Here is a 17,851-nt window from a genome sequence, read left to right as displayed (position 1 = left end):
CCCGCGGCACCGTGATCGATCAGCCCTCACGGGCGAGCTTCTCGGCCACGCGCGGCGCGAAATAGGTGAGGATGCCGTCGGCGCCGGCGCGCTTGAAGGCCATCAGGCTCTCCATCATCGCCTTCTCGCCGTCGAGCCAGCCATTGGCGGCGGCCGCCTCGATCATCGCGTACTCGCCCGACACCTGATAGGCGAAGGTCGGCAGGCCGAAGCTCTCCTTCAGGCGCCAGAGGATGTCGAGATAGGGCATGCCGGGCTTCACCATCAGCATGTCCGCGCCTTCCTCGATGTCGAGCGCGGCCTCGCGCAGCGCCTCGGTCCCGTTGGCGGGGTCCATCTGGTAGGTGCGCTTGTCGCCGGTCAGGCAGCCCGAGGAGCCGACCGCGTCGCGGAACGGGCCGTAGAAGGCCGAGGCGTATTTAGCGCTGTAGGCGAGGATCTGCGCGTCGAGAAAGCCGGCGGCGTCGAGCGCGCGGCGGATGGCGCCCACGCGCCCGTCCATCATGTCGGACGGGGCGATGACGTCGGCGCCCGCCTCCGCCTGCACCAGCGCCTGCTCGACGAGGACAGCGACGGTCTCGTCGTTGAGGATGCGCCCGTCGGCGTCCAGCAGCCCGTCATGGCCGTGGCTGGTATAGGGGTCGAGCGCGACGTCGGTGATGAGGCCGATATGCGGCACCGCGTCCTTGATGGCGCGCAGCGTGCGGCAGACGAGGTTTTCGCCATTCAGCGCCTCGGCACCGTCGGCCGAGCGCAGGGCGGGGTCGGTGAAGGGGAACAGCGCGATCGCCGGGATGCCGAGGCTCGCGGCACGCTCGGCCTCGCGCACCGACTGGTCGACGGTGAGGCGCTCGACGCCGGGCATGGAGCTGACGGGCACGCGCGCGTCGGTGCCGTCCATGACGAAGATCGGCCAGATCAGGTCCGCGGCGGTGAGCGTGTTCTCGCGCATCAGCTGGCGCGCCCACTCCGATTTCCGGTTGCGCCGCGGCCGCTGCACGAGGTCGAGCTTCGAGGATGCGTCGGGCCGGATCGACGGCTCGGGCTGGACGGGACGCGGACGGGCGAAGGGAATGGTCATGGCAAGCTCACAGGGCGGAAGGGCCGCTCACCGCATCGAACGATGCTGTTTCGAACATTTATAGCTTCATATGACAGGATGCGCGACCTGTCCGCCGTCCAATTGCGCATTCGCCGGTCAATCCGCCGCAGGCGCGGAAGGCGTCTTTCCGCGGTACCCTTGCGGCACCCGGGCACCTCGGAACGGATGCCGACGGTTGCCCTCATCCTCTTGGACGGGTTCCCATACCGGTGCCGAAAGCCTATGCCGGGAGTGGGCATCCATCGAGCGGGGGCGGCGTGAGCAGCGAGATCGGCGTTCGCTTCGAGAAGCGGGGCAGGGCGGGCATCGTCACCCTCGACCGGCCGCGCGCGCTGAACGCGCTCGACCACCCCATGGTCGGGGCCATGCACGCCACGCTCGAGGGCTGGATCGGCGATCCCGACATCGCCCATGTGGTGCTGCACTCGGCCAATGAGCGCGCCTTCTGCGTCGGCGGCGACATTCGCGCCATGCACGACCTCGGCAAGGCGGGCGAGAAGGAGGCGGCGCGCGCCTACTGGCGGGACGAATACGCGCTCGACTACCTCATCTCCCGCTATCCCAAGCCCTTCGTCTCGCTGGTGGACGGGCTGTGCTTCGGCGGCGGCTTCGGCATGTCCGGCCATGGCCGCTACCGGGTCGCAGGCGAGCGGCTCGGCTTCGCCATGCCGGAGGTCGCGATCGGCCTGTTTCCCGATGTCGGCGGCACCTTCGTGCTGCCGCGGCTGCCCGGCTGGACCGGCACCTGGCTCGCCATGACGGGCGCGCGCATCGGCATGCCGGACGCGGTGGCGATGGGCCTCTACACCCATCACATTCCGGCGAGCGCATGGCCTTCGCTGATCGAGGCGCTGGCGAAGGGCGAGGCGATGGAGGCGTCGCTGGCGCGTTTCGCCGCGCCGGCACCGCGGCCGGCCCTCACCGCCTTCTATCCGGCGATCGACCGCATCTTCGCCGGCGGATCGGTCGACGCCGTCATGACCGCGCTCGACCAGGCGGCGAGCGGCAAGGACGACGTCGCCGCCTTCGCCCGCGCCCAGCGCGACACCATACGCCGCGCCTCGCCGACCAGCGTCCACATCGCCTTCCAGCAGATGCAGCGCGGGCTCGGGCTCGACCTCGCCGGCTGCCTCGGCCTCGAATTCCGCGTCGTCACCCGCCTGCTCGACCAGCACGACTTCTATGAGGGCGTGCGCGCGGTGCTGATCGACAAGGACCAGCGGCCGGTCTGGTCGCCGGCGCGGCTCGAGGATGTCGACCCCGCCGCCATCGCCGCGATGTTCGACCAGCCACTCGCCGACGAATTGGTGCTGACCTGAGCGCGAATTCGGCTATGGAAGGGGCATGAGCTCGCCCTACGATCCCATCGACGCCACGCTTGGCCCCGCCGGCGCGGAGCTGCCGCCCTGGCAGCGCCGCGTGGTGATCTATCTGCGCCTGCTGGCCGGCTTCCTGCTGGTGAAGACGGTCTATAGCTGGACGCTGATCTGCGGCGTCTGGGACGGCGAGGCCAGCCGCTTCGAGATGCTCTCGATGGCCGCGCAGTCGGCGGTGATCTGGGCCGCGATCATGAACCCGGTCGCCGCCGTGGGTCTCTGGCTCGGCGCCTCCTGGGGCGTGGTGCTGTGGCTGGTGACGGCCATGGTGCAGATCCTCATCAACGCCTCGGCGCCCGAAGGGGTGGGGCGGCTGATGATCGTCGCCATCATCGAGACCCTGCTGGTGGCGATCTACGCCTTCCTCACCTTCAAGGCTGCGCGCGAGAGCGAGGAATAGGCCGGTCGGCGGGATCGGTCGGTTGCGGGACGGCGCGTTAACGAACGATTCAGCTTTCCGCTTAAGGCCATCTTAGAGGCCGCCCCGGACACTCCGGCGATGCAGAGGGAGAAAATCCCCACGTCACGACCGGGTGTGAACATGAGCAGAGCAGCACAGCGGAGCCCCGCGCCGCCTTCCGAGCTTCGAACGGATACGAGGCTGGAGGAGATTTCCCCTCTCTACCGCGAGACGCTGACGCTGGTGGAACGCCTTCACCGTCGCCTGCTCGACGTCGTGAAGGACGAGTTCGACCGGCGCGGGCGCGAGGACGTCAACGCCGTGCAGGCGCTGCTGCTCTACAATATCGGCGATGCCGAGCTGACCGCCGGAGAGCTGCGCACGCGCGGCTACTATCTCGGCGCCAACGTCTCCTACAATCTGAAGAAGCTCGCCGAGGCGGGCTATCTCGACCACCGCCGCTCGCGGGTGGACCGACGCGCCGTGCGCATCCGCCTGACCGACAAGGGCGAGGAGATCCGCTCCATCGTCGAGGGGCTGTACGCCAAGCACACCACCACGATCGAACCGATCGGCGGCATCGGCCCGCAGGAATTCGAGACGCTGAACAAGGCGCTCAACCGGCTCGAGCGGTTCTGGGTCGACCAGGTGCTGTACCGGCTGTGACCGCCGGACGGGCAGGGCGGCTCAGCCCTGCTCGAAGCCTTCCAGCGTGTTGGCGACGTTGGTGCCGATCGCTTCCACCGCGTAGCCGCCTTCCATGACGAACAGCGTCGGCCTGGCGAGCTTCGCGATACGCGCGCCGATCTTCAGATAGTCCGGGCTGTCGAGCTTGAACTGCGAGATCGGGTCGTCCTTGTAGGTATCGACGCCGAGCGAGACCAGCACCACGTCGGGCGCATGGGCCTCGATCCGCGCGCAGGCCGCGTCCAGCGCCGCGCCCCAGCCCTCATAGTCCGTGCCCCAGCGCAGCGGGAAATTGGCGTTGAAGCCCTCGCCGGGGCCTTCGCCGGGCTCGTCCGCGTAGCCGAGGAAATAGGGAAATTCCTGCATCGGGTCGGCGTGGATGTTGCACACCAGCACGTCCGGGCGGGCGTAGAAGATCGACTGCGTGCCGTTGCCGTGGTGGTAGTCGACGTCGAGGATCGCCACCCGCGCCGCGCCGCGGTCGATGAAGGACTGCGCCGCCACCGCCGCGTTGTTGACGAAGCAGTAGCCGCCCATCGTCCCGGCATGGGCGTGATGGCCGGGCGGGCGGCACAGCGCGAAGGCGGCGTTCTCGCCGGATGAAATCAGGTCGACGCCGGTCAGCGCGATGTCGGCGCCCGCCTGCACCGCGTCCCAGGTGCCCGCAACCATGCAGCAGCCGGCATCGAAGGAGAAATGGCCGAGCTTGCCGTCGATGCTCTCCGGCTCGATGGAGCGCATGCCGGGCGCCTTCCAGAAGCTCGGCAGGGCTGGAAAGTCGCGCCCGTCCGCCGTCCACAGCTCCCACGCGGTCGACAGGAAGCGGATGAAATCGGCATCATGGACTTTGAGCACCGGGTCGAGGCCGTGCGCCTGCGGGTCCATGAACGGCCCGAGCTGGCGTTCGCCCACGGCGCGCAGAATCATCGCCACCCGCTCCGGCTTCTCGAAGGCCGGCACGACCTGCCCGTTCATGAGCTCGACATGGCCGGAATGGCCGAGATGGCGCGGGGAATGGATGATCTTCATGCGCGGGAATCCGGGATTCGGGAGCGGGGCGAGGCACCATAGGCGAGCGCCGGGCGCGGTGTCATCCGCCGCCGAAGGGCGGGGCGCGCGGGCCCAGATGTCGCGCCGCTTCCCGCGAGCCGCCGCGCCCGTGCAAGGCGGCCCTGCGGCAGCGTGCTTTGAAAGGCCGAGGGTGCTGTGCTAAGCGACCCGCCTTGAATCCGCACGGCCGGCATGAGGCTGGCCGCGAGGCGTCGCCACCGCCCAGGGAGGCCGGTTAATGTCGTCCGAAGCCCACGCTTCTTCCAGCAACACCAATAGCCGTTTCTTCTCGGCCACTCTTGCCGAGACCGATCCGGAGCTCGCCGGCGCGATTTCCGCCGAGCTCGGCCGCCAGCGCGACGAGATCGAGCTGATCGCTTCGGAGAACATCGTCTCCCGCGCGGTGCTGGAAGCGCAGGGTTCGGTGCTCACCAACAAATACGCCGAGGGCTACCCCGGCCGGCGCTACTATGGCGGCTGCCAGTTCGTCGACGTCGCCGAGCAGCTCGCCATCGACCGCGCCAAGAAGCTGTTCGGCGCCGGCTTCGCCAATGTGCAGCCCCATTCGGGCGCGCAGGCGAATACGGCCGTGTTCTTCGCGCTGATGCAGCCCGGCGACACCTTCCTCGGGCTGAACCTCGCCGCCGGCGGGCATCTGACCCACGGCGCCCCGGTCAGCCTGTCGGGCAAGTGGTTCAAGCCGGTGCCCTACAGCGTGCGCCGCGACGACCAGCGCATGGACTATGAGGAGATCGCCAAGCTCGCCGACGAGCACAAGCCGAAGGTGATCATCGCCGGCGGCTCGGCCTATCCGCGCCATATCGACTTCGCGAAGATGCGCGCCATCGCCGACTCGGTCGGCGCCTATCTCATGGTCGACATGGCCCATTTCGCCGGCCTGGTGGCGGGCGGGGCGCACCCGAACCCGGTGCCGCACGCCCATGTGACCACCACCACCACGCACAAGACCCTGCGCGGCCCGCGCGGCGGCATGATCCTCACCGATGACGAGGACCTCGCCAAGAAGTTCAACTCGGCGATCTTCCCCGGCACTCAGGGCGGCCCGCTGATGCACGTCATCGCCGCCAAGGCGGTCGCGTTCGGCGAGGCGCTCCAGCCGGAGTTCAAGGTCTACGCGAAGAACGTGGTGGAAAACGCGAAGGCGCTTGCGGAAAACCTCAAGGGCCATGGCTTCGAGATCGTCTCCGGCGGCACCGACACGCATCTGATGCTGGTCGATCTTCGGCCGAAGAAGCTGACCGGCAAGGTGTCGGAGATCGCCCTCGGGCGCGCCCACATCACCTGCAACAAGAACGGCATCCCCTTCGATCCGGAGAAGCCGATGGTCACTTCGGGCGTGCGCCTCGGCACGCCGGCGGGTACCACGCGCGGCTTCGGCGTGGCCGAGTTCCAGCAGATCGGCGACATGATCGCCGAGGTGCTGGACGTGCTGTCGCAGAAGGGGACGGACGAGGATAGCCTTGTCGAGGCGGCTGTGCGTGAGAAGGTAAAGGGTCTGCTCGCCCGATTCCCGATCTACAGCTAGGCCGGATCGCCGGCCGATCCTGAAGAGGAAATGCCATGCGCTGCCCCTATTGCGGGAGCCTCGACACGCAGGTGAAGGACTCCCGTCCCACCGAGGACAGCGCCGCCATACGCCGCCGCCGCATCTGCCCCGATTGCGGCGGCCGCTTCACCACCTTCGAGCGGGTGCAGCTTCGTGAGCTGACCGTGCTTAAGCGCTCCGGGCGCCGCGTGCCGTTCGACCGCGACAAGCTGGCGCGCTCGATCGAGGTGGCGCTGCGCAAGCGCCCGGTGGAGCCCGAGCGGATCGAGCGCCTGGTCTCCGGCCTCGTGCGGCGGCTGGAGAGCATGGGCGAGAGCGAGATTTCCTCGGAGATGATCGGCGAGCGGGTGATGGAGAGCCTGAAGCAGCTCGACGACGTCGCCTATGTCCGCTTCGCCTCGGTCTACCGCAATTTCCGCGAGGCCAAGGATTTCGAGACCCTGCTCGGCGAGCTCGATGCCCGCGTGGGCGAGGGCGGCCTCGCCGAGCCCGAGGTTGCCAAGCCGCTGCGCCGCCCGGCCGGGCTGGCGGGGCTCGACGATTGAACCCGCCGCGCGCGGGGAACGGCCTGATGAACCAGAAATCCCGTGACGAGGCCCTGATGGGCGTGGCGCTCAGCATCGGGCGCCGCGAACTCGGCCACACATGGCCCAACCCCGCGGTCGGTGCCGTAGTGGTGCGCGAGACACCGGCCGGCCCGGTCATCCTCGGGCGCGGCTGGACGGCGAAGGGCGGGCGCCCCCATGCCGAGCCGCAGGCGCTGGCAATGGCGGGCGAGGGCGCGCGCGGGGCGACGCTCTATGTGACGCTCGAACCCTGCTCGCATCATGGGCGCACGCCTCCCTGCGTCGATGCCGTGCGCGCCTCCGGCGTCGCTCGCGTGGTGGCGGCGATCGGCGATCCGGATGTGCGCGTCTCCGGTCGCGGCTTCTCGATCCTGCGCGAGGCCGGCATCCGGGTGGATGTCGGCGTCGGCGCGGCGGAGGCGGCGCTGGTCCATGCCGGCCATATCCGCCGGGTGAGCGAGGGCCGGCCGCATGTGATGCTGAAGATGGCGGTGTCCGCCGACGGCAAGGCGGGGCTCGAGGAGCGCCGCCCGGCGGCCATCACCGGGCCGGCCAGCCGCGCCCGCGTGCACATGATGCGCGCCACCCACGACGCCGTGCTGACCGGCATCGGCACGGTGCTCGCCGACGATCCCCAGTTCACCTGCCGCCTGCCGGGCATGCTCGACCGCTCGCCGGTGCGGGTGGTGCTCGACAGCGCGCTGCGCCTGCCGGCGGAGAGCGCGCTGCTCGCCAGCCTCGATACCGCGCCGGTGTGGGTGGTGGCGGGCGAGGACGCGCCGGCCGCGGCCGAGGAGCGGCTCGGCGAGCGCGGTGTCGAGGTGATGCGGGTGCGCCGCCATCCCTCCGGCGGGCTCGACCTCAACGAGGTGATGCGCCTGCTGGCGCTGCGCGGCCTGACGCGGGTGATGGTCGAGGCCGGCCCGCGCATGGCCGCCGCCGTGCTGCGCGCGGACCTCGTCGACGAATGCGCGCTGTTCGAGGCGCCGGTGCAATTGGGCGTTGGCGCGATCGACGCGCTGGAGGGGCTGCCGCTCGGCGCCCTGAATGACTATCTCACCACCGTCGGGACGGAACGGCACGGGCCGGACCGTCTGACCATCATGAGGCGCCGCTGACATGTTTACCGGGATCGTTACCGACATCGGCACCGTCCGCACCTTGGCTCCGCGCAACGACGTGCGCCGGCTGACCATCCAGTCCGCCTACGATCCCGCCACCATCGAGCTCGGCGCTTCCATCGCCTGCTCGGGCGTGTGCCTGACCGTGGTCGCGACCGGCGCCGACAGCTTCGACGTCGAGGCCGCGCCGGAGACGCTTGCCGTCACCACGGCGGGCGACTGGCGCGAGGGGCGGCGGCTGAACCTCGAACGGGCGATGAAGATCGGCGACGAACTCGGCGGGCACATCGTGCAGGGCCATGTCGACGGCGTCGCCACCGTGGCGGACCGCGAGGATCTCGGCGAGACGACGCGCTTCACCTTCGAGGCGCCGGCCGAGCTCGCCCGCTTCATCGCGCCGAAGGGCTCGGTGGCGCTCGAGGGCACGTCGCTGACCGTCAACGAGGTCGACGGCGCGCGCTTCACCTGCCTGCTCATCCCGCACACGCTGGCGCACACCGCCTGGGCCAACGTGCAGCCCGGCGACCGTGTCAACATCGAAGTCGACATGATGGCCCGCTACGCGGCGCGGCTTGCGGAGTTCCGCTGAGGCCTGTACGTCGTCGGCCCTGACAATTTCACGAGGTTCCATCCCATGGCGAGCCCCCGCCCGCCGCGCGCTTCCGAAGCTCCCGCTGTGCCGCTCGATGGCGCGCGTGTGCTGATCGTCGAGGCGCGCTTCTATGACGACATCGCCGACGAGCTGCTCGCCGGGGCGCGCAAGGCGCTGGAAGCCGAGGGCATCGAGCCCGATCTGGTGACGGTGCCCGGCGCACTGGAGATCCCGGCCGCCATCGCCATCGCCGTCGATTCCGCCGCGCAGGCGGGACGGCCCTATGACGCCGCCGTGGCGCTCGGCTGCGTGGTGCGCGGCGAGACCTATCATTTCGAGATCGTGGCCGGCGAATCCTCGCGCGCGATCATGGACATGTCGGTCGCGCGCAAGCTGCCGATCGGCAACGGAATCCTCACCGTCGAGAACGACGAGCAGGCCTGGGTCCGCGCCCGCGTCGCCGAGGGCGACAAGGGGGGCGGGGCGGTCGCCGCCGCGCTGGCGCTGGTGCGCCTGCGGCGCCGGGTGGAGTAGGCCGCCATGAGCACTGCCAAACCGACCACAGCCAAACCCGCCGGGCACAAGCCGGTGCGCAAGAGCGCGGCCCGCCTCAACGCGGTGCAGGCGCTCTACCAGATGGACGTCGCCGCGACGCCGCTGCCGGAAATCCTCGCCCAGTTCGAGAGCCACTGGATCGGGCGCGAGATCGAGGGCGACGAGATCGCCGCGGCCGACGTGAACCTGTTCCGCGACATCGTCAGCGGCGTGGTGAACGGGCAGCGCGCCATCGACCCGGTGCTCGACGCGGCGCTGGTGCGCGGCTGGCCGCTCAAGCGCATCGAGGCGGTGCTGCGCGCCGTGCTGCGCGCGGGCGCCTACGAGCTCGCCTCCCGCCCGGACGTGCCGGCGCGGGTGGTGGTCGCCGAATATGTGAACGTCGCCGCCGCCTTCCTCGACCGCGAGGAAACCGGCATGGTGAACGCCGTGCTGGACGGGTTGGCGCGCGAGCACCGGCCCGGGGAATTCACCGGCTGAGGGCAGGGCGATGACGGGCGGAGCGGGCGAGGGAAGGATCTCCGGAGAGGACCTGCTGATCGCCCGGCTGTTCGAGCCGATCGCCCGCCACCCCGGCGCGCTGGGCCTGAAGGACGATGCTGCGGTGCTCGCCCCGCCGCCCGGCCACGATCTGGTGCTGACCAAGGACGCGCTGGTCGCCGGCGTCCACTTCTTTCCCGACGATCCGCCGGCCTCGGTCGCCCGCAAGGCGCTGCGGGTGAACCTGTCCGACCTCGCCGCCAAGGGCGCCGAGCCGCTCGGCATCCTGCTGGCGATCGCCATCCCCGCCGACATGCCGGCCGAGGCGCTGGAAGCCTTCGCGCAGGCGCTCGGCGCCGATGCGCACGCCCATGGCGCGCCGCTGCTCGGCGGCGACACGGTGCGCACGCCCGGCCCGCTGACGATCTCGATCACCGCGCTCGGCGCCGTGCCCGCCGGCACCATGGTGAAGCGCGCCAGCGCGCCGCCCGGGCAGGCCATCGTCGTCACCGGCACAATCGGTGACGGCGCGCTCGGCCTCTGCCTGCGGCGCGAGCCCGGCCGGCCGGGCTTCGCGGCGCTCGATTCCGCTGGGCGCGAGTTCCTGGCCGACCGCTATCTGCACCCGCGCCCGCGTCTCGCTCTGGCCGGGGCGCTGCGCCGTTTCGCCAGCGCCGCCATGGACGTCTCGGACGGCCTCGCCGGCGATCTCGCCAAGATGCTGGCGGCCTCGGGCGTCGGCGGAGAGATCGAGGCCGAGCGGGTGCCGCTGAGCCCGGCCGCGCGCGCGGCCATCGCCGCCGAGCCGGCGCTGCTCGTCCCCGCACTGACCGGCGGCGACGATTACGAGATTCTCGCCGTCATGCCGGACCACAATCTCGACGCGTTCGCGGCCACCGCCACGGCCGCCGGCATCGGCACCACCGTGATCGGGCGTACCTTCGCGGGCGAGGGGTTGCTGGTGCGCGACGGCGAGGGCGCCCCGATGGACCTCGGCGCCGGCAGCTTCAGCCATTTCTGACGCGGCGGCCGGCCCCGACCAAAGGCTAGCGGAACGCCCGATTGCCTCCGATGAAGCGCGCGCCTAGCCTCGACGGGCCGGTGCGCGACGGGCCTCGGCCGTTCAACAGGAATCATCCCATGAAGATCGTGCCCAAGAAAATCGCGTCCAAGAAGATCGCGTCCACGACGTTCGTGACGGTTCTGGCTGCGGCTGCCACCCTCGCGGTCGGCGCGGGCGTGGCGCATGCCGAGATCAAGAAGGTGCGGATCGGCACGGAGGGCGCCTATCCGCCCTTCAACTCGGTCGACACCACCGGCCAGCTCGTCGGCTTCGACATCGATATCGCCAAGGCGCTGTGCGAGAAGATGAAGGTCGAGTGCACCTTCGTGGCGCAGGACTGGGACGGCATCATTCCCGCGCTGCTGGCGAAGAAATACGACGCCATCGTCGCCTCCATGTCGATCACCGACGAGCGCAAGGAGAAGGTGGACTTCACCATCCCCTACTATCTGACGCCCGGCAATTTCATCGCCCCGAAGGACACCCCGATCACCGACATCTCGCCCGAGGCAATGAAGGGCAAGGTGATCGGCGCCCAGTCCTCGACCACCGGCGCGGTCTATCTCGAGGACAAGTACAAGGGCTCGGAGATCAAGCTCTACCCGACGCAGGACGAGGCGAATGCCGACCTCGCCGCCGGCCGGCTGGACGCGGTGCTCGCCGACAAGTTCGTGCTCTACGAGTGGCTCGAGAAGACCGACGACGGCAAGTGCTGCAAGTTCGTCGGCCCCGACCTCGCCGACGTCAATCCGGACGGCACCGGCATCGCCGTGCGCAAGGACGACACCGAGCTGCGCGAGATGTTTAACAAGGCGATCAAGGAAATCGAGGCGGACGGCACCTACCAGAAGATCAACGCCAAGTATTTCCCGTTCCCCATCAACTGAGACCCCAGCGGCGCTGCCCCGCTGTCCACTCCCGGATCCGAACGCGATGAAGACCGACACGATAGTGCTCGGTGCCGGCATTGTCGGCACCTCGATCGCCCTGCACCTCGCCCGGCGCGGACGCTCGGTGGTGCTGGTGGACCGGCGCGGGCCGGGGGAGGAGACGTCCTTCGGCAATGCCGGCCTGATCGAGCGCGCCTCGATCTATCCGGTCGCCTTCCCGCGCAGCCTCACGGCGCTGGTCGACGTGGCGCTGGGGCGCAATCCGGCCGCGAACTATCACTGGAGCGCGCTGCCGGGGTTGGTGCCGTGGATGTACGCCTATTGGCGCGCCTCGGCGCCGGCCCGCATCCTCGACTATGCCCGCACCATGGAGAAGCTGCTGGCGCGCAGCATCGAGGAGCATGACCGGCTCGCCGGGCCGAGCGGGGCGACCGGCCTATTCCGCGAGGGCGGTTGGCTGAAGCTCTACCGCAGCGAGGCGGGGCTGGCGAACGAGCGCAACGAGTTCCCGCTCGCGCACAAATACGGACTCACCGCCCGCGAGATCGGCGTCGACGAGGCGCTGGCGATGGAGCCTTCGCTGCGGCCGGTCTTCACCGGCGCGGTGATCTGGTCGGACCCGCACTCCTCCTCGAACCCCGGCGGGGTGACGAAGGCCTATGCGGACCATTTCGCCAGCATGGGCGGCAGGATCGTGATCGGCGATGCCCGCACGCTCGCGCGCGCCGGCGCCGGGTGGAAGGTGATGACCGCCGAAGGCGAGGTCGAGGCGGCGGAGGCGGTGGTCGCGCTCGGCCCGTGGGCGATGGACGTGCTCGGCCCGCTGGGGCTGCGCCTGCCCTTCGCGGTCAAGCGGGGCTACCACATGCACTACCGCGCTGAAGGCAATGCCGCCCTGTCGCGGCCGGTGCTCGACGAGGAGGGCGGCTACGTCATCACGCCCATGGTCGGCGGCATCCGCCTGACCACCGGCGTGGAATTCGCCCGGCGCGACGCGCCGAAGACGCCGGTTCAGCTCGCCAGGACGGAGAAGATCGCACGCGGGCTGTTCCCGCTCGGCGAGCGTGCCGATCCCGAGCCGTGGATGGGCAGCCGGCCCGCCTTTCCCGACATGCTGCCGGTGATCGGCCCGGCGCCGGGGCAGAAGGGGCTGTGGCTCGCCATCGGCCACCAGCATCTCGGCTTCACGCTCGGCCCGGTGACCGGGCGCCTGCTCGCCGAGATGATGACCGGCGAGGCACCCTGCACCGATCCCGCGCCCTTCGCCGCGACGCGCTTCTGAGGGCGCGCCGCCGCTTCGGTCCGGCTCAGAACGGGCTGAACTGGGTGGCGTTGAAGAACTGGCCGAGCACGGACAGCTCGTTGCCGCCGGTCGGCGTGGTGCGGCTGACGAAGTCGAAGATCTTGCCGTCCTTCAGCCCGTAGTCGGCGACGCGGGTCACGCGCTTGTCCTTGGGGTCGAAATAGATGGCGATCACGCGCTGCTCGATGACCTCGGGGCGCATGAACATGACCTTCTTGGTCTTCTGCGAGATGTAGTAAAAGACCTCGCCGTCGACCGTCGCCACCGTGGAGGGCGTGCCGAGCACCAGCAGCACCTGCTCCTGGCTGGAGCCGACCGGGATCTGGTCGAGCGCGCCGGGGGTGGGCACATAGCCGCGCTGCTGCTCGGTGACGAAGTTGGTCGGCGTGCGCGGCAGCCCCAGATTGGCGTTCGCTATCGGCATGTCGCCGGAACAGGCGGACATGCCCAGCGCCGCCAGGGCGCAGGCGCCGAGCAGGCCGGATCTACGCAAACGGGTCCCGCGAGACCGGGCCGTCGCGTGCGCCGCGCAGGTCGATGCCATCAACTCCACTCCAACTTCCCTTTTCGCAACATTCGCCGTGCAGAAAGCACAAGCGCGGGGCGTACGGCAACCTCTGCCCGCCGCCCCGGACGGCAAACCCGCACCGGCGGGGCGAATCGGCGCCCCATGGCCGCTGCACGGCGGGGTTGCCAGCAACCGAGCCGCGCGCTACCCCGCCGGAAGGCGATCGTCGCGCGGGAGCGGCGAGAAGGAGACCGACCCATGATTCTGCGCTTCTTCCGCCGGGATGACGGGCGGGAGACCATCCAGCGGCTCTATGGCGCGATCGTGGCGCATTCGCGCGATCCGTCATTCTACACCGCCTATGGCGTGCCGGACACGATCGAGGGTCGGTTCGAGATGATCCTCGTGCACGCCTTCCTGCTGTTCCATCGTCTCAAGAGCGAGGGCGAGGAGCAGCGTGCGCTCGGACAGCGCGTATTCGACGCGTTCTGCGTCGACATGGACGCGAATCTGCGCGAGATGGGCGTCAGCGACGTGGCCGTGCCCAAGCGCATGAAGAAGGTCGCCGAGTCGTTCTATGGCCGGGTCGGCGCCTATGACGGCGCGCTCGACCGCGACGATGCGCAGGCTCTCGCCGAGAGCGTGCTGCGCAATGTTTTCGGCTCCGATTCCGCCCGCGGGGCTGAGGCGCGCGCCATGGCGGCCTATATAGGAGAGGCGGCGCGCTCACTCGCGGCGCTGCCATTCGCGACGCTGGCCGCGGGCGAGTTCCCGCTGCCCGCGCCTGCCGGCTTCATATCCGAGGAGCGTTCCGCACCATGACGAGCGAACAGCCCTTTTCCCATCCCGTCACCGTTGCCAGCCTGCCGGACGACGGGCTCACGCTCAACCTGTCTCCCGACGCCGGGACCCGGGCGGCGCTGGCGAAGGACTTCGGCATTCCCGGCATTCCCGCGCTCCGCGCGCGGGTGACGCTGACGCCGCGCGCCAAGGGCCAGGTCGAGGTGGGAGGCCATGTCGACGCGGTGGTCACGCAGACGTGCGTCGTCACGCTGGAGAACTTCGACAGCCCGGTGTCCGAGGACATCGAGCTGCGCTTCGCGCCGGAGGACCAGATTCCCGAGATCCAGCCCGGCACCGAGATCGACGTCCGCGAGGCCGACCTTCCCGATCCGCTGGTCGACGGCATCATCGACGCCGGCGCGGTGGTCGCGGAGTTCCTCGCGCTCGGGCTCGATCCCTATCCGCGCAAGCCCGGCGCGATCTTCGAGCCGCCGGCCGAGCCCTCGGCCGCCGAGCTCTCGCCCTTCGCCGCGCTGGCGCGCCTGCGCAAGAACGGTAAGGAAGGGCAGGATTAGACCTCGAATCGAACGCCCCATTACGGCCCGAATGCAGCACGCACTTGTCATGCGCGCCCATCTGGGGCATGCCCTGACCGCTGCGGCGGCCGATGAAGGCCGTCGCCACGATCCGCGAGACCACGCCAGCAGATGTCATCGACCGTCCGCATAGCGCTCGACGTCATGGGCGGCGACCATGGTCCCGACGTGGTCCTGCCGGGCGCGGAGATCGCGCTGCTGCGCCATCCCGACATCCGCTACCAGCTGTTCGGCGACGAGGCCCGCATCGCGGCGCTGCTCGCCAAGCATCCGCGCCTCGCGGCCGCGAGCACGGTGTTCCACACCGACGTGACCGTGCAGATGGACGACAAGCCGAGCCAGGCCCTGCGCAAGGGCCGCCGGGTGTCCTCCATGTGGCGGGCCATCGACGCGGTGCGCACGGGCGAGGCCGACTGCGCCGTCTCCGCCGGCAATACCGGCGCGCTGATGGCCATGGCCAAGGTGAACCTCAAGACCATGTCGGGCATCGCGCGCCCGGCCATCGCCTGCCTGTGGCCAACGATGCGCGGGGAAAGCGTCGTGCTCGACGTCGGCGCCTCGATCGGCGCAACCACCCAGCACCTCGTCGACATGGCGGTGATGGGCGCGGCGATGGCGAACATCGTGCTCGACATCGAGCGCCCGACCGTCGGCCTGCTCAATATCGGCGTCGAGGAGGTCAAGGGCGTCGAGGAGGTGAAGGAGGCCGGTGCCGCGCTGCGCGAGATGGCGCTGCCGGTGCTCGACTATCGCGGCTTCGTCGAGGGCGACGACATCGGGCGCGGTACGGTCGACGTGGTGGTGACGGAGGGCTTCTCCGGCAACATCGCGCTCAAGGCCGCCGAAGGCACCGCCAAGCAGGTGGCCGATTTCCTGCGGGAGGCGATCGGCCGCAGCTTCATGGCCAAGATCGGCTACGTGCTGGCCCGGGGCGCCTTCCGCGCGCTGCGCGAGAAGCTCGACCCGCGCAAGTCGAACGGCGGCGTGTTCCTCGGGCTCAACGGCGTGGTGATCAAGAGCCATGGCGGCACCGATGCCGAGGGTTTCGCCTCGGCGGTCGATATCGGCTACGACATGATCCATTACGATTTGCTGTCCCGCATTGCGGCGGGGATCAAGGGACGTCCGCGACTGAGCGCGAGCAACGGAGCGGATGTCGCGGTTTCGGACGAATTACAGGTTTCATCGTGAATGCTATCCGTTCCGTGGTGCGCGGCGTCGGCGCGTATCTGCCAGCCCGTGCCCTGACGAATGCCGACCTCGCTCAGATGGTCGACACCTCTGATGAATGGATCGTCCAGAGGACCGGCATTCGCGAGCGTCACATCGCCGCCGACCACGAGCTGACCTCCGACCTCGCGCTCGCCGCCGCGCGCGACGCGTTGGACGCGGCGGGCATGGAGCCGGGCGAGATCGACCTGATCGTGCTCGCCACCTCGACGCCGGACAACACCTTCCCCGCGACCGCGGTGAGCGTGCAGGCGGGGCTGGGAATCACCCATGGGGCGGCGTTCGACCTGCAGGCGGTGTGCTCGGGTTTCGTGTTCGCGCTGGCGACGGCCGACAATTTCCTCAAGTCCGGCGCCTACAAGCGTGCGCTCGTCATCGGTGCCGAGACCTTCTCGCGCATCCTCGACTGGTCCGACCGCACCACCTGCGTGCTGTTCGGCGACGGCGCCGGCGCCATGGTGCTGGAAGCGGTCACCGATGAGGGCGAAGGGCGCGGCGTGCTCACCAGCCATTTGCGCTCCGACGGCCGGCACAAGAACAAGCTCTATGTCGATGGCGGCGTCTCCTCGACCAAGACGATCGGATATCTGCGCATGGAGGGCCGCGAGGTCTTCCGCTACGCGGTGGGCATGATCACCGACGTGATCCAGGACGCGTTCCAGGCGACCGGCGAGAATGCGCAGACGCTCGACTGGTTCGTGCCGCACCAGGCCAACCGGCGGATCATCGACGCGAGTGCCCACAAGCTCGGCATCGCGCCGGAAAAAGTGGTGGTGACGGTCGACAAGCACGGCAATACCTCGGCGGCATCGATTCCGCTCGCCCTCGCCTCCGCCTGCAAGGATGGGCGAATCAAGCGGGGCGACCTGGTGATGATCGAGGCGATGGGTGGTGGATTCACCTGGGGATCGGCGCTAATCCGCTGGTGATGCGCATCTTCCTTGCGATGCAGCGTTGACCGGGCGAGGCCGGCGTGCCTACGTTCAACGTTCGGAAGAGCCACGGCTGAAAGAGGCGGAGACGAGCAATGGCGGGTCGTACCATCACGCGCGCGGATCTGTGCGAGGCCGTGTACCAGCGGGTCGGCCTGTCGCGGACCGAATCGGCGTCGCTCGTCGAGACCGTGCTGTCGGAAATCGCCGACTGCGTCGCGCGTGGCGAGACCGTGAAGCTTTCCTCCTTCGGCTCGTTCGTCGTCCGCCAGAAGGGCGAGCGGGTCGGCCGCAATCCGAAGACCGGCGAAGAGGTGCCGATCGCGCCGCGCCGGGTGATGGTGTTCAAGCCGTCCAACATCCTCAAGCAGCAGATCAACGGCGCCTCCACCGAGACGTGAGCGCGGGACAGGGGAATCCGAAGGAGCAGCCGGCCGTGGAGAAAGGCCCCGACGCCTTCCGCACGATCAGCGAGGTGGCCGAGGATCTCGACCTGCCGCAGCATGTGCTGCGCTTCTGGGAGACGCGCTTTCCGCAGATCCGCCCGCTGAAGCGCGGCGGCGGTCGGCGCTACTACCGCCCCGACGACGTCGAACTGCTGCGCGGCATCCGGCACCTGCTCTATGCCGAGGGCTACACGATCCGCGGCGTGCAGCGCATCCTCAAGGAAGAGGGCCCGCGCTACGTGCAGGCGATCTGGCGCGACGTCGAGACCGAAGTGCTGGAGGGTGCCGCGCTCGAGGCCGCCGAGGCCCGCCGGCGCGAGCGTCCGGCGCCGGGCGCTGGGCCCATCGACGCCGGCCATCCCGGACGCGACCAGAACGACGACGACGAAACGCACGGGGGCGGGCTGGGCGGCTTCCTCAATTTGCTGCCCTCGCGCCACCGCGAGAGCCCGGACGAGCCGGCGGCCCGCCGCCCGGCGCGGCGCCGCGACCCCGAGGACGACGACCAGGACTATCTCGAACTGCCGCTGCTGCCCGATCTCGCGCCGCAGAACCGGCCCGCGCGCGAACCGTCTGAGCGCGTGCACGACGAGCGGGCCGCCGG

The 17,851-nt window shown here is 69.7% G+C and carries 20 protein-coding genes and 1 pseudogene; 18 read left to right on the top strand and 3 right to left on the bottom strand.

The genetic code is table 11. The features are described 5' to 3' along the window. Positions 1 to 19 precede the first annotated feature (19 nt). Positions 20 to 1,081 carry a porphobilinogen synthase gene (hemB, locus tag NVS89_RS18130; protein ID WP_258734162.1) on the bottom strand — a complete coding sequence of 354 codons (1,062 nt, stop codon included), beginning with the start codon at positions 1,079 to 1,081 and terminating at the stop codon, positions 20 to 22. Between the two features lie 278 nt (positions 1,082 to 1,359). On the opposite strand from hemB, the gene NVS89_RS18125 reads away from it, so the two are divergent. The 3 genes from NVS89_RS18125 (at position 1,360) to ldtR (ending at position 3,544) form a co-directional block, all read left to right on the top strand. Then, the gene (locus tag NVS89_RS18125) at positions 1,360 to 2,421 is read left to right on the top strand and encodes an enoyl-CoA hydratase/isomerase family protein (RefSeq protein ID WP_258734161.1); all 1,062 of its coding nucleotides are present in this window, start codon (positions 1,360 to 1,362) and stop codon (positions 2,419 to 2,421) included. A 25-nt stretch (positions 2,422 to 2,446) separates the two neighbouring features. Beyond that, the gene (locus NVS89_RS18120; RefSeq protein ID WP_258734160.1) at positions 2,447 to 2,878 is read left to right on the top strand and encodes a DUF6163 family protein; all 432 of its coding nucleotides are present in this window, start codon (positions 2,447 to 2,449) and stop codon (positions 2,876 to 2,878) included. 141 nt (positions 2,879 to 3,019) lie between these two features. Further along, positions 3,020 to 3,544 (top strand): transcriptional regulator LdtR, encoded by a 525-nt coding sequence (gene ldtR, locus NVS89_RS18115; RefSeq protein WP_258734159.1) that lies wholly within the window; start codon positions 3,020 to 3,022, stop codon positions 3,542 to 3,544. Positions 3,545 to 3,565: 21 nt separating this feature from the next. On the opposite strand, the gene NVS89_RS18110 is transcribed toward ldtR, so the two are convergent. Further along, positions 3,566 to 4,594: a histone deacetylase family protein gene (locus NVS89_RS18110; RefSeq protein WP_258734158.1), complete on the bottom strand. Its 1,029-nt coding sequence runs from the start codon at positions 4,592 to 4,594 to the stop codon at positions 3,566 to 3,568. 259 nt (positions 4,595 to 4,853) lie between these two features. Here NVS89_RS18110 and glyA point away from each other — a divergent pair, with 259 nt between their 5' ends. The 9 genes from glyA to NVS89_RS18065 all read left to right on the top strand — a co-directional run bounded on the left by glyA (position 4,854) and on the right by NVS89_RS18065 (position 12,731). Beyond that, on the top strand, positions 4,854 to 6,161 hold the full coding sequence (glyA, locus tag NVS89_RS18105; RefSeq protein WP_258734157.1) for a serine hydroxymethyltransferase: 1,308 nt from the start codon (positions 4,854 to 4,856) through the stop codon (positions 6,159 to 6,161). 35 nt (positions 6,162 to 6,196) lie between these two features. After that, entirely contained in the window at positions 6,197 to 6,727 is a 531-nt protein-coding gene (gene nrdR, locus NVS89_RS18100) for a transcriptional regulator NrdR (RefSeq protein ID WP_258734156.1), read from the top strand. A gap of 26 nt (positions 6,728 to 6,753) precedes the next feature. Next, complete coding sequence (ribD, locus tag NVS89_RS18095; RefSeq protein WP_258734155.1) at positions 6,754 to 7,866, top strand: bifunctional diaminohydroxyphosphoribosylaminopyrimidine deaminase/5-amino-6-(5-phosphoribosylamino)uracil reductase RibD; 1,113 nt, start codon at positions 6,754 to 6,756, stop codon at positions 7,864 to 7,866. A 1-nt stretch (position 7,867) separates the two neighbouring features. Further along, on the top strand, positions 7,868 to 8,458 hold the full coding sequence (locus NVS89_RS18090) for a riboflavin synthase (protein ID WP_258734154.1): 591 nt from the start codon (positions 7,868 to 7,870) through the stop codon (positions 8,456 to 8,458). A gap of 45 nt (positions 8,459 to 8,503) precedes the next feature. Further along, the gene (gene ribH / locus NVS89_RS18085; RefSeq protein ID WP_258734153.1) at positions 8,504 to 8,995 is read left to right on the top strand and encodes a 6,7-dimethyl-8-ribityllumazine synthase; all 492 of its coding nucleotides are present in this window, start codon (positions 8,504 to 8,506) and stop codon (positions 8,993 to 8,995) included. Between the two features lie 6 nt (positions 8,996 to 9,001). Further along, entirely contained in the window at positions 9,002 to 9,496 is a 495-nt protein-coding gene (gene nusB / locus NVS89_RS18080; protein ID WP_258734152.1) for a transcription antitermination factor NusB, read from the top strand. Positions 9,497 to 9,506: 10 nt separating this feature from the next. Next, entirely contained in the window at positions 9,507 to 10,517 is a 1,011-nt protein-coding gene (gene thiL, locus NVS89_RS18075; protein ID WP_258734151.1) for a thiamine-phosphate kinase, read from the top strand. A gap of 119 nt (positions 10,518 to 10,636) precedes the next feature. Beyond that, complete coding sequence (locus NVS89_RS18070) at positions 10,637 to 11,446, top strand: ABC transporter substrate-binding protein (protein ID WP_258734150.1); 810 nt, start codon at positions 10,637 to 10,639, stop codon at positions 11,444 to 11,446. A 46-nt stretch (positions 11,447 to 11,492) separates the two neighbouring features. After that, positions 11,493 to 12,731, top strand: a complete 1,239-nt coding sequence (locus NVS89_RS18065; protein WP_258734149.1) for an NAD(P)/FAD-dependent oxidoreductase — start codon at positions 11,493 to 11,495, stop codon at positions 12,729 to 12,731. Positions 12,732 to 12,756: 25 nt separating this feature from the next. Here NVS89_RS18065 and NVS89_RS18060 read toward each other — a convergent pair whose 3' ends face one another. Further along, complete coding sequence (locus tag NVS89_RS18060) at positions 12,757 to 13,296, bottom strand: outer membrane protein assembly factor BamE (RefSeq protein ID WP_258734148.1); 540 nt, start codon at positions 13,294 to 13,296, stop codon at positions 12,757 to 12,759. A gap of 222 nt (positions 13,297 to 13,518) precedes the next feature. Between NVS89_RS18060 and NVS89_RS18055 the strand changes: the two genes are divergently transcribed. The 6 genes and pseudogenes from NVS89_RS18055 to NVS89_RS23025 all read left to right on the top strand — a co-directional run. Further along, positions 13,519 to 14,082: a ubiquinol-cytochrome C chaperone family protein gene (locus NVS89_RS18055; RefSeq protein WP_258734147.1), complete on the top strand. Its 564-nt coding sequence runs from the start codon at positions 13,519 to 13,521 to the stop codon at positions 14,080 to 14,082. Next, positions 14,079 to 14,618, top strand: a complete 540-nt coding sequence (locus NVS89_RS18050) for a YceD family protein (RefSeq protein ID WP_258734146.1) — start codon at positions 14,079 to 14,081, stop codon at positions 14,616 to 14,618. The genes NVS89_RS18055 and NVS89_RS18050 overlap by 4 nt, the downstream gene beginning before the upstream one ends. Positions 14,619 to 14,750: 132 nt before the next feature. Next, positions 14,751 to 15,830 carry a phosphate acyltransferase PlsX gene (plsX, locus tag NVS89_RS18045; protein WP_258734145.1) on the top strand — a complete coding sequence of 360 codons (1,080 nt, stop codon included), beginning with the start codon at positions 14,751 to 14,753 and terminating at the stop codon, positions 15,828 to 15,830. After that, positions 15,827 to 16,798: a beta-ketoacyl-ACP synthase III gene (locus NVS89_RS18040; protein ID WP_309486568.1), complete on the top strand. Its 972-nt coding sequence runs from the start codon at positions 15,827 to 15,829 to the stop codon at positions 16,796 to 16,798. The genes plsX and NVS89_RS18040 overlap by 4 nt, the downstream gene beginning before the upstream one ends. 98 nt (positions 16,799 to 16,896) lie before the next feature. Next, positions 16,897 to 17,202, top strand: coding sequence for an integration host factor subunit alpha (locus tag NVS89_RS18035; RefSeq protein WP_258734144.1), 306 nt, complete (start codon positions 16,897 to 16,899; stop codon positions 17,200 to 17,202). A 35-nt stretch (positions 17,203 to 17,237) separates the two neighbouring features. Beyond that, a pseudogene (locus NVS89_RS23025) lies at positions 17,238 to 17,507 on the top strand (MerR family transcriptional regulator); the annotation flags it as partial. Positions 17,508 to 17,851: the final 344 nt, after the last annotated feature.

This window comes from Ancylobacter mangrovi (genome assembly GCF_024752355.1).
In the GTDB taxonomy this organism is placed as follows: Bacteria; Pseudomonadota; Alphaproteobacteria; order Rhizobiales; family Xanthobacteraceae; genus Ancylobacter; species Ancylobacter mangrovi.
This window is presented reverse-complemented; position numbering and strand designations above follow the sequence as displayed.

Excerpts from the sequence above, each read along its gene's own strand:
- NVS89_RS18065 (WP_258734149.1), top strand. The coding sequence starts at position 11,493 with ATGAAGACCGACACGATAGTGCTCGGTGCCGGCATTGTCGGCACCTCG.
- NVS89_RS18060 (WP_258734148.1), bottom strand. The coding sequence starts at position 13,296 with ATGGCATCGACCTGCGCGGCGCACGCGACGGCCCGGTCTCGCGGGACC.
- ribD (WP_258734155.1), top strand. The coding sequence starts at position 6,754 with ATGAACCAGAAATCCCGTGACGAGGCCCTGATGGGCGTGGCGCTCAGC.
- nusB (WP_258734152.1), top strand. The coding sequence starts at position 9,002 with ATGAGCACTGCCAAACCGACCACAGCCAAACCCGCCGGGCACAAGCCG.
- ldtR (WP_258734159.1), top strand. The coding sequence starts at position 3,020 with ATGAGCAGAGCAGCACAGCGGAGCCCCGCGCCGCCTTCCGAGCTTCGA.
- ribH (WP_258734153.1), top strand. The coding sequence starts at position 8,504 with ATGGCGAGCCCCCGCCCGCCGCGCGCTTCCGAAGCTCCCGCTGTGCCG.
- glyA (WP_258734157.1), top strand. The coding sequence starts at position 4,854 with ATGTCGTCCGAAGCCCACGCTTCTTCCAGCAACACCAATAGCCGTTTC.
- hemB (WP_258734162.1), bottom strand. The coding sequence starts at position 1,081 with ATGACCATTCCCTTCGCCCGTCCGCGTCCCGTCCAGCCCGAGCCGTCG.
- NVS89_RS18090 (WP_258734154.1), top strand. The coding sequence starts at position 7,868 with ATGTTTACCGGGATCGTTACCGACATCGGCACCGTCCGCACCTTGGCT.
- plsX (WP_258734145.1), top strand. The coding sequence starts at position 14,751 with ATGTCATCGACCGTCCGCATAGCGCTCGACGTCATGGGCGGCGACCAT.
- NVS89_RS18055 (WP_258734147.1), top strand. The coding sequence starts at position 13,519 with ATGATTCTGCGCTTCTTCCGCCGGGATGACGGGCGGGAGACCATCCAG.
- NVS89_RS18120 (WP_258734160.1), top strand. The coding sequence starts at position 2,447 with ATGAGCTCGCCCTACGATCCCATCGACGCCACGCTTGGCCCCGCCGGC.
- thiL (WP_258734151.1), top strand. The coding sequence starts at position 9,507 with ATGACGGGCGGAGCGGGCGAGGGAAGGATCTCCGGAGAGGACCTGCTG.
- NVS89_RS18110 (WP_258734158.1), bottom strand. The coding sequence starts at position 4,594 with ATGAAGATCATCCATTCCCCGCGCCATCTCGGCCATTCCGGCCATGTC.
- NVS89_RS18050 (WP_258734146.1), top strand. The coding sequence starts at position 14,079 with ATGACGAGCGAACAGCCCTTTTCCCATCCCGTCACCGTTGCCAGCCTG.
- NVS89_RS18070 (WP_258734150.1), top strand. The coding sequence starts at position 10,637 with ATGAAGATCGTGCCCAAGAAAATCGCGTCCAAGAAGATCGCGTCCACG.
- NVS89_RS18035 (WP_258734144.1), top strand. The coding sequence starts at position 16,897 with ATGGCGGGTCGTACCATCACGCGCGCGGATCTGTGCGAGGCCGTGTAC.
- nrdR (WP_258734156.1), top strand. The coding sequence starts at position 6,197 with ATGCGCTGCCCCTATTGCGGGAGCCTCGACACGCAGGTGAAGGACTCC.